Source organism: Nocardia sp. NPDC051990 (assembly GCF_040680755.1).
In the GTDB taxonomy this organism is placed as follows: domain Bacteria; phylum Actinomycetota; class Actinomycetes; order Mycobacteriales; family Mycobacteriaceae; genus Nocardia.
In genome coordinates this window covers 1-9,313 of sequence record NZ_JBFAXH010000035.1, presented here as the reverse complement: position 1 = coordinate 9,313, position 9,313 = coordinate 1, and the positions used below count along the sequence as shown (strand labels likewise).

The following is a 9,313-nucleotide window of genomic DNA, read 5'->3' as shown; positions in this document are numbered from 1 at the left end:
GACCCCCGGCAGTAGCAGGGGCAGCACCAGCGGTAGGTAGCCCACGGTGATGACCATCAGCACGACCATCAACGCCACCGCGAATGCGAGATCTCGCTTGGCGGCGGCAGCAAGGGGATCCGGACGGCCGCACTACCCGTACTGTACTCAGTTCGCGGTGGCTGCTCGTGTTTTCCGCGGCCGGGGATGACAGTCGGTGTCCATGGTGGTCTGCTGGTTGTTGAATCCGCAGGAGCACCAGGGATCCTGGCTGAATGGGTCCTGTTCGTCGTGTTCCAGCCCAGGAACGGGAGGACCTCGGTCGACGTCACCCCGCCGGCGTTTGACCGTCGGTGGTGTGACCGCCTATCCCGCTGCCGTCACCTTTGGTGATGTGGCCGGTGGATGCGCGATCGACGGAGTCGTCGGACGCGCCGACGTCGTCGGCGTCGGGGGCTTGGTCGTCTTCGGCGCCGTGGTCGTCGTAGACCGCGTCGATGTGGTCGTCGGCGACTTGGGTGTTGTGGACACCTCCGGCGACGTGGATGTCGGGGTCGAACTCGCCGGAATCGTGGTCGTTGTGGTGCTTGTCGGCACCGTCGTCGTGGTGCTGGTCGGCGCCGTTGTCATGGTGGTTGTCACTGTGGTGGTCGGCACTGTGGTGGTCGCCGTGTCGGAGGTGACGGTGATGGTCGACGGATCAGCCGACACCGTCACCGTGCTCGGATCGGCTGTCACCGTGACCGTCGACGTATCCGTCGGAGGCATGGCGACGGTCACCGTGGATATCGAGGTCGAGGCGACCGTACCCGGGTCCTGCACGCTGGACGTGGCCTGGACCGAAAGGCTCGCCGTGACAGAGAAACTCGCGCTCACCGACACAATCGTCGAGTTCGCAGCCGAGGCACCCGTCGTCATGGCTGTCGTCGATTCCGTCGCAGTGGCCGTGCCGGTACCGGGGTCGGTGGAATCGGCGGCCGGTTGGGCGGTCCCGGTTTCGGTAGCCGTGTCGGTGCCCGAGACGTCGCCCGGTACGGGGACCTCGCTCGGTGCGTCCGATTCCGTGCTCGTGTTCGTCACGCTGGTCTGAATTCGGACGGCGCTGTAGTCGTCCGAGAATGCCTCCGCATTGTTCGCCCACACCGGCGGGCTCGAATCCGCCCGTACTATGAGCGTTATCCCGATCGCGGTGGTTACCAACGCAGTTACCACACCCGCACGCGACATCTGCCGCCGGAACCGATCGGCCGATGGCCCCCCGGCCGGCCGACCGCACCACCGCAGAGTCCGAGGCCGAGGTTCAGCATTGATGTCCGGCTCTGCCACTCGGTCTTCGCTGTTGTCGACGGATTGCATCCAACTACTACTTTCTTCCTCGAGATGTGCCGACCGCTGGGAACCGGTGACGACACTTCGGATGGCATGGCCTGTGAAATCGGTGACCACACCACCTTCACCACTCGAAAACAAGCCCGAGGGGCGGACATTGGATTCCGGCGGTTCTGCCGAACACCGAGGCGCGAGCAGTACGGTGTCGCCTCGCCGAACAGCTCGAGCGGGGTATCCATGAATTAGGGTTTTACCGAGAAGAGCAGTGCGCAGACACCGCGTATCCAAACTTCCACAGCAAAGTCTGGACACTGAATCTCGAAGCGCCTCGGATTTCTCTCATGCAAGACTTCGTGATCGAGGTTTTCAGGGTCTCGGGTAGGGATCCACGTCACGCAGCCGTTGCCGGTGGATTCGTTGCAGTTCGCCCGCACGGGTGAGAAAGTCGGCGATTATTTCGAGTCCGGCGGAGTCGTACGAGTTCAGCAACATCTTGTAGGCCTCGACGATCATGGGTATGACGAGTTCCTGTACGCGATGGGCCGCGAGTTCGGTGGCCATCACAATCACGCGACGACGATCGGTCGGGTGCAGCGAGCGGGCGATGTAGCCCTGCTTCTCCAGCCGGTTGAGCATGATCGTGACGCCGGCAGCGGTGAGGCCGAGCCGTTCGGCCAGCATTCCCGGCGTCGTAGACTTCTCGTCCTCGAGCAGGACGATCTCCAGTGCACGCCGATCGGTCCCGTTCACGCCCAGCACTCTGATCAATTCGCGGACCAGATCGTCGACGGTTCCGTGATAGAACTCCAGGGCCCTTTTGAGCTCGACCGAGATCCGGGCGGGTTCGGTTGTTCTCGGGTACACAGGCTTTCCCTCGATCACTTGAAACATGAAACCGCTCAGCAGAAGTCACCGATCAGGGCGTGCTCAGTTGCCGAGCGCCCGATTCCGTCGGGGAGTCAGGGAGTTCGGTGGACTCGATGAATGCCGCAGGCCGCGGTAGCGCAGCGCGGATCGAGGGTAGCCGGGGAATCACGAGTGCGCGCCATCGTTTTCCCTGCGTGTGGTAGGGATCGCCGCCGGGCGTTTGAAGCGGGCATGTGGGCTCCTGTCAATCGATTGGCCGACAGCACGAACCGCGGCTGACGAACATCACGAAAGCGGGCACCGCTCCGGTCGTCGAAGCGACCGTGGCTGTGTCGGATATGCACTGTACGACACAGCGGCCGATGCGATACTGTGCATCGTATTATTCGGTCGAAGTGGCTGCCACTACACTAAATCCGAAGCGGGGCAACCACTATCAGGAGCAGCGGTCACCCGGTCGGGCTCGGGTGAGACCTGGACCAGGCTGATGGCACAACCCGGTCCAGGCATGTTCACCACAGGCCGCCGGCGCGGACACCGACCATCACGCCGTGGCGCCTGTCCGCAGGCTCAGCTGACAGTTGTGGTGGTGAGGGTCGGGGACGGGGACGGGTAGCACGAGGTCGCGACATTGCCGGCCAATACGACGTTGGTCGTCATGGTCATGCCGGGACTGGTGTAGCTGGTCCCCGCGTACTTGCTGGTGATCGGCGTTCCGGCGGTGCCGGCGGTGACGTTGACGGTCACCGCCGGCGGAATGAAGCTGGTGCCGCCGGCGATCGGACCCGGTACGGTCAGAACGACATCCCCACCCGACGTGGAGACGGTGCCAGCCACGGTACCCCCGGAGGCGGTAGCCGAGACCAATGTCGAATTCGCCGGAGTCGGAATGGTCATCTTCAGGTTGCTGATGTTGTTCACCTTGAAACCGGAAGCCTTACTGGGAACCGCCGATTCACCTGGTGTGATGGTGATGGCCACCGCGGAACCCGACGCCGCCGAGCTCGGCGCGGTGCCGGTGACCGATGTGGTCATGCTCGAGGTTTGGCTGATACCGGCGACCGTGCCCTTGCAGCTCCAGTTCACGCTGATAGGGGTGGCATTTGCCGGCGCAGCCAAACAAAAGACGGTAGCGACGGCCACCGGAGCGATAACGCCGGCACGAAGCAGGAATGAGGTCGATCTCATGGCTATCTCCAGGAAATGTTGAGTAACGGTACGACGGGACGTCGAACCCCGAAATGGGGTGTTTAAAACATATCCTGTTCTCATCTTTCTGTGGTCGAAATCGCCAATCTCGGCGTGCTGAAAATATCATTGTCCGCTATTAGATATTCACTCTGGATAGTTAATTCCGGCAAGGTTTTCTACATGGACCGATGTTGTCTTTGTCGCGTATCGGCGAGTCCGTCGCAGTATGGATAATCCTGCAATTCGCTCGAATATGAGCCCCGACCTGAGATTATATCTACTTCTGCCGATCGCCAGCTTTCATATGGTTACCTTTCGCGGCATTCTCTCACCCACCGGCGCAGTCGAGCGACGTCGTATGCCTTGTCGAGCGACGTGGGTCGAAACGGCCGCTCAGACCGGGTATGCACCCACGATGACCAGCAGTTTTCCGGTTGTCCATGGTTTGTGTGTCCCGCCGGGAGATCCGTTGAGGTTCCAAGCTCATGACTTCCGCAGGATATTCGTCACCGACGCCATCTTGAACGGCCTGCCCCCACACATCGCCCAGATCATTTGCGGCCACAAAACCATCGACACCACCATGAGCTACAAGGCCGTCTACCCGGCCGAGACGATCGAGGCACATCGAGCGTTCATCGCCCGCCGCCGGGCCACACGCCCCAGCGAGGAATACCGCACGCCCACCGATGCCGAATGAGATGCGTTCCTCGCGCACTTCGAAAAACGCAAAGTCTCGGTCGGAACGTGCGCCCGAGCATTTGCCACGGCCTGCGTCCATGAGCACGCCTGTGTCAGATGCTCGCTCCTCAGGTCGGACCCCGCCCAGCGAGCCCGGGTCGAAGAGATCCACGACAACCTCGAAGCCCGCATCATCGAAGCCAAACGCGAAGGCTGGCTCGGCGGAGTTGAGGGCCTGCAAGTCAGTTATGCCGGCGTCAAGGACAAGCTCGCCCAGATAGACGCCACGCTCAGTCGAACGGCGACAGAAACCGAGCTCGGCATCCCGACGTTCGGGTCCATCTCCGGACGAGCCTCTGCCCCATGACATCCCGACCATCGCCGAGAAAACCTCGGCGTGGTTCGGCACACCTCGATCGGCCTTGAAGAGACTGTGGCCGTTTCGAACTGCGCACTATGCGGCAATGTAGTGCGTTCTCGACCCCCTGCGGTTGGCGCGGGCACGCAGGGGGCGGACGTTGCGGTGGATTTGTTACTGCGAAGGTGGCAGTGCTGGCGTTAGGACACCACCCAGCGTGATTGTTATGAGTTAGCTGATGCACGATAGTTTCGGTATGTCGGAAAGCGGCGAACATGACGCCCACGAGACGGGCGGTGGTGGGCGTCCTGGTTGGCGAGGCCGGTTTCGGCGACAGACCTCCGGGACCGCAGGAGGTCAGCCCGGTGCGCCGGCGCGGGAGTGGGTCGCACGGGTGGGCTGGCTGCTGCTGGTGGTCGCTGTAGTACTCGGGATCGTGGTGCCGGTTGGGCAATTGCTCGTGCTCGTACCGATTTCCCGGACACATCCGCTGTTGAAGGTTTTGGTGGTGCAGAGGATCGTCATCGTCGTCGGCAATCTGCGTAACATGCTGCGCGTCAGTCCGGCAGCCAGTGCAGCTCGTGTGCCAGGTTTTTGGCGACGGTACGGATGCGGCGGTGTAGTGGTGACTGCACGCGCGGGAGGACCAGGTGGATGGTCAAGGTGGGTGCGCCCTGCAGCGGTCGCCACGTGAGACCGGCCGGTTGTGTCGTGACCGCGACTTCACCGGCCGGAGCGAGGGTGAGCCCGTCGCGCAGGTCGCGCTGAGACATGTCGAAAGAGACTGCGGGCGTGTGGAATCGGGGGCTCGACCGGGTGTTGCGGAACAGTGCGGACAGCTGATCGTGGATCACGGGATTGGCCGTACGGTCGGGGAGTCGTAGCGGATACGCGGCCGCATCGGCGATCTCGATCTCCGGATGTTCGGCCAGCGGATGATGCTGTGCCAATTGGACCCCGACGCGCACACGCCGCAGCAGGAACCGGCGCACGCCACGACCCGGCTGTTCACCGCGGGTGATCCCCGCATCGATGCGGCCGTCGGCGACCGCGGGGGAGATCTCCGGTGTCGCCATCGGGACCGCGCCGACCTCGAGTCCCGGGCTGCTGCGAATGAGCCTGTCCACCAGGGCCGGTGCCGTCTCGGCCCCCGCGCTGAGGCTGTATCCGATGCGCAGCGTGCCCAGTTCACCGGCCCCCGCATTCCGGGCGGTGTCCCATGCCCGGTCCAGCGCCGCCAGCGCGGGCGGCGCGGACTCCGCCAAAGCCGCACCGGCCGTGGTCAATACGACGCTACGCGTGTTACGAACCAGCAGGCTCGTACCGAGTTCCGCCTCCAATCGGCGAACCCGGGCGCTGAGTGCCGGCTGCGCGATACCGATCCGTGCGGCCGCGCGGGTGAAGTTCAACTCCTGCGCCAGCACCAGAAAGTACCTCAGGCTCACCGTATCCGGCGCCACATGCCCTCCCTGCCGATTGATAACGATCCGTTCTGAGTCTATCCCGTCCCGGTCTTTCCCTCGACCACACATCAAGCCCTAACCTGCGCATATGACGATTCAACCGACCGCGGTAGATGCAGGAGGCAGTCATGCATAAATTGGTGGTCCTCTATCCCAAGCCCGCCGACCCTGACCACTTCCGCGACTACTACGTGAACAACCACCTTCCGCTGGTCATGAATTGGCCCGGCCTGCTTGCGTGGCGCTACAGCTTCGACGTGGCGGCGACCAACGGAGAGCCGTCGTATTTCGCGGTCTTCGAAGCCGACTTCACTGACGCCGCCGCCATGGCCGCGGCGCGGGCGTCGTCGCACGGCCAGCGGGCGGCCGCCGATGTCGTCAACTACGCCACCGGCGGTGTGGTCGTCATCGACTATCCGGTGCAGGACGGCACCAGCTGAGGCGGGACGGCACGCTCCGGGACGCGTTCGGCCGGCCGATGCGGCCAGGTCCGGCTATCGGCGGAACGCCGTTCCCGGTTGCCGGTTCGTTGAGCGTCAAAGGTGGGCCGATGTTCTGGCCCCAGTATGAGGACGCTCGCGCACTTCTCGAAGCTGGAGCGCGGACCTTGCGCGACAACCCCATCGGCTACGACCCCGAGGATTTGGGCGGGCGCAGCCGCCGAGTTCGACCTTGCGCTTGTCGAAGTGCTCCTCGAAGTCGGTCCACTCTGCGGGTGTCACGTCGCGGTATTCGTCGGCCAGTCGCATCTGCCGCCGGTCTAATGACCGGTTCGGTGCAGCTACCCCGAATCGGTGCCGGGACAGCACGTCCTCGATGCGGGCGGGCCGGATCAACACCTATACCGCAGTCGACCCCACGGCGTCTGCTGGTAGGACGTGAAGTCGTCCAAATGACGGTCGAACTCCGACAATGCCCCTGCCTCCCGCCTACAGTTGTTGCCCGTGGAGGTGCCCCGACCTGAAACGTCCCTGCATCGACTGCCAATTGCCCCGAATCAGATCCAGTAGCGTCGGATCAGCGTCCCGTCACTCCACGGCTCAACCGATTCCAGTGTGCCGCCGCAGGATTCGATGATCCGGCGGCTTCCATCGTTGCCGTTGTCGCACGTGACGAACACACGCTCGACACCCATCCGGCGCGCGAGGTCCAGACTCTGCTGCAGGATAGCGCGGCCGTGGCCTCGGCGTCGGTGTTCGGCGAGGACGGCGTAGCCGATGTGTCCGCCTCTGCGAGCCAGGTAGTCGTTGAGCGTGTGCCGGATGTCGGCGCGGCCCACGATTTCGTCGTTGACGGTGGCGATCAGAAACGTGGCGGGAACGATACCCTCTGGCAAGTTGCGGCCCTGACGGTAGTCCTCGAGCACGTCGAGGTACTGCTTCCAGTCCATCGCAGGTTCCAGACCGAGAGCGAAGTCGAAGTCGTCCTCGGCAGCCATCACCTGGTGGGCTGCTCGTACGACCTTCTCGTCGCCCATGCGAGGGGAGCGCAGAATCACGTTACCGATGCTGAAACCGTTGACGGACATGGCAGAACAGTAAAGTCCACGCGATTGCGGAGTCGATCGCTTTTCCCTCCGGCAGATCAAGGTTCACTACCACGACAGGCGGCTGGTCTGCGACGCCCACAGGGCGAGGCCCGCGCGGTCCACGAGCCGGATGTTCTACGCAACCCCCCGCAGAGGCGCGAGAGCACGTGAAAGAATTGACCGGGCAGCTACTTCAGCTCGACGAACTCGCCGAAGCCGTGGAATACCACCAAAGCGCCACCGTTGCCCGAAACGCGAGCCCGACGTAAACGGGCTGGCCCATCATTACAACCGGCCCGGTCGCTGGGGCAGCACATGGCGACTCTGGAAAGGGTTGGCGGGGTTTGGAATTCGAGTCATATGCGATCGATAACGTTGAACCTGTTTCCAGCGGTTCGCATTGCACACTTCCAGCGATACCAGTCGGACGTTCATCTTCCGACCGGCCGCGACATCGGCGGCGGTAAGTTGACCGGGAATCGTCGATCTACCGTATGAGACCAGTCCGACATGGGGAGCTCCCCAGATGGGCGCCGCAGCAACCGAACTCATCGCGCGAGCCGTCATCGGTTCAGTCGACGGGCCCGTCGCCGACCTGCGGCCCTGTGCGCTCAAAGACGCACTTGCCGCTGACCACGCCAACACATTCTGGCGACGGTGGAACCGCTGAACTCTTCGGAAAGCGTCCTTCGATATGACATCAGCGGTGCACAAATCGCGTTGTCACATCTGTGATTCCGGATCGATCGTCTCCGTTGAACTCAAACGACAACAGCGGACTTCGAGCGGCTGACCTCGACGTTGGGAGATCGATTCAGTTCACGGCGCGTTCGAACCATCCGCCGGGTGCGAAATCCGGAACCACGCGCGGCAGCTCGCGCGACTTGGCCTCGCTGTCTACAGGCCACAGCACTTCGGCGCGCTCGGCGGAACGCCGGAACGCCTCGGTGTCGAGCTCGACGCGTTGCTCGGCGATCCCGGCCGCGGGCCAGGCGACGATCACTGTCAGCGGTCCGGGCGGTGGCAGCGGTGTCAGGTAGTAGGTGGTGGCGCTGAATCCATCGCTCGCACTACTGCCGCCGCTCATCAGGATCGCGGTGTCCGCGTCGTCGTCGAGGCGCCAGCGATCGATATTGGTCGCTGTACGTCCGTCGCAGAATTCGACACCGACCAGAAACTGGTCCTTGACGCCACCGGGATAGCCATGGAAGCCGCTGAGCGCCGAATGATCGCTTCCCTGCTGGACATACAGGTGCAACGACAACTCGATTCCCTCGCGGTAGGCGCGAGCGCCGACCAACGCCGCGACGACATCCTCGGTGCGCACCAATACCCGCTCAACCGGAATCGCTACTGGCATCTCATTCGATGGTCTCGTGCGTACACGGGTCACAGGGACGGTGCTATCTGCGCTTGGTTGTGTCGAAGCCGGTCCGCTCAATATCTCTCTCCTCGTTGTGGGTGTCGTTTGGTTGAACAGCAATGGCCCGCGCGCCGTGGCGGTGGGCTGGTCCCGGCAGCTTTAGCCCGTAACCGTCCGGCCGACATTCCGAGTGGCCCTGGAACACGGGGCCGAAAGCTTTGGCGGCTGGAGTGCGACCGGATTACCGTGCTCGGCGTCGACTGGCGTGGAAGTGATGGTCACGCTCGATCAAGGCGACAATGTTCTCGCACGTATCCTGGCTCAGTGGTGTCGCGAGACCACCGAGAATAGTGTCGGTGAGTTGCAGGGGATCGGATCCGACGAAATCCACGGCAGGGGTGACGCATTCGGCAAGTTGAGCGTGCTCATGCATGAGCATCACCGCTGTCCGCACGCCGGGGTGATGTCCTTGCCGTTGCAACCATATGGCTAGATCGTGCGCGACGTCGCCGACCTGGCGAGGCCAGCTGCGGCCACCGCCGTCTACCGCCCAC

The 9,313-nt window shown here is 63.2% G+C and carries 10 protein-coding genes; 4 read left to right on the top strand and 6 right to left on the bottom strand.

Going from position 1 to position 9,313, the window contains the following annotated elements; translation table 11 throughout:
- Window positions 1–337 precede the first annotated feature (337 nt).
- The gene (locus AB0L63_RS32580) at window positions 338–1,069 is read left to right on the top strand and encodes a hypothetical protein (protein ID WP_364508976.1); all 732 of its coding nucleotides are present in this window, start codon (window positions 338–340) and stop codon (window positions 1,067–1,069) included.
- Window positions 1,070–1,674: 605 nt separating this feature from the next.
- On the opposite strand, the gene AB0L63_RS32575 is transcribed toward AB0L63_RS32580, so the two are convergent.
- Window positions 1,675–2,172, bottom strand: a complete 498-nt coding sequence (locus AB0L63_RS32575) for a MarR family transcriptional regulator (RefSeq protein ID WP_364508975.1) — start codon at window positions 2,170–2,172, stop codon at window positions 1,675–1,677.
- Window positions 2,173–2,745: 573 nt separating this feature from the next.
- A complete protein-coding gene (locus AB0L63_RS32570; RefSeq protein ID WP_364508974.1) occupies window positions 2,746–3,072 on the bottom strand; it encodes a hypothetical protein in 327 nt (108 codons plus the stop codon).
- A gap of 13 nt (window positions 3,073–3,085) precedes the next feature.
- On the opposite strand from AB0L63_RS32570, the gene AB0L63_RS32565 reads away from it, so the two are divergent.
- Both AB0L63_RS32565 and AB0L63_RS32560 read left to right on the top strand, forming a co-directional pair.
- Window positions 3,086–3,385, top strand: coding sequence for a hypothetical protein (locus AB0L63_RS32565; protein ID WP_364508971.1), 300 nt, complete (start codon window positions 3,086–3,088; stop codon window positions 3,383–3,385).
- Window positions 3,386–3,781: 396 nt separating this feature from the next.
- Window positions 3,782–4,066 carry a tyrosine-type recombinase/integrase gene (locus AB0L63_RS32560; RefSeq protein WP_364508968.1) on the top strand — a complete coding sequence of 95 codons (285 nt, stop codon included), beginning with the start codon at window positions 3,782–3,784 and terminating at the stop codon, window positions 4,064–4,066.
- A gap of 896 nt (window positions 4,067–4,962) precedes the next feature.
- Here the strand turns inward: AB0L63_RS32560 and AB0L63_RS32555 are convergent.
- Window positions 4,963–5,865 (bottom strand): LysR family transcriptional regulator, encoded by a 903-nt coding sequence (locus AB0L63_RS32555; protein WP_364508966.1) that lies wholly within the window; start codon window positions 5,863–5,865, stop codon window positions 4,963–4,965.
- 131 nt (window positions 5,866–5,996) lie between these two features.
- Between AB0L63_RS32555 and AB0L63_RS32550 the strand changes: the two genes are divergently transcribed.
- Window positions 5,997–6,308, top strand: coding sequence for an EthD family reductase (locus AB0L63_RS32550; RefSeq protein WP_364508964.1), 312 nt, complete (start codon window positions 5,997–5,999; stop codon window positions 6,306–6,308).
- Between the two features lie 557 nt (window positions 6,309–6,865).
- On the opposite strand, the gene AB0L63_RS32545 is transcribed toward AB0L63_RS32550, so the two are convergent.
- From AB0L63_RS32545 to AB0L63_RS32535, 3 genes are all read right to left on the bottom strand, one after another.
- Window positions 6,866–7,396, bottom strand: coding sequence for a GNAT family N-acetyltransferase (locus tag AB0L63_RS32545; protein ID WP_364508961.1), 531 nt, complete (start codon window positions 7,394–7,396; stop codon window positions 6,866–6,868).
- Window positions 7,397–8,210: 814 nt separating this feature from the next.
- The gene (locus tag AB0L63_RS32540; RefSeq protein ID WP_364508959.1) at window positions 8,211–8,756 is read right to left on the bottom strand and encodes a hypothetical protein; all 546 of its coding nucleotides are present in this window, start codon (window positions 8,754–8,756) and stop codon (window positions 8,211–8,213) included.
- Between the two features lie 244 nt (window positions 8,757–9,000).
- Window positions 9,001–9,313, bottom strand: a 313-nt coding sequence (locus AB0L63_RS32535) for a hypothetical protein (protein ID WP_364508956.1), incomplete at its 5' end; no start/stop codon positions are given.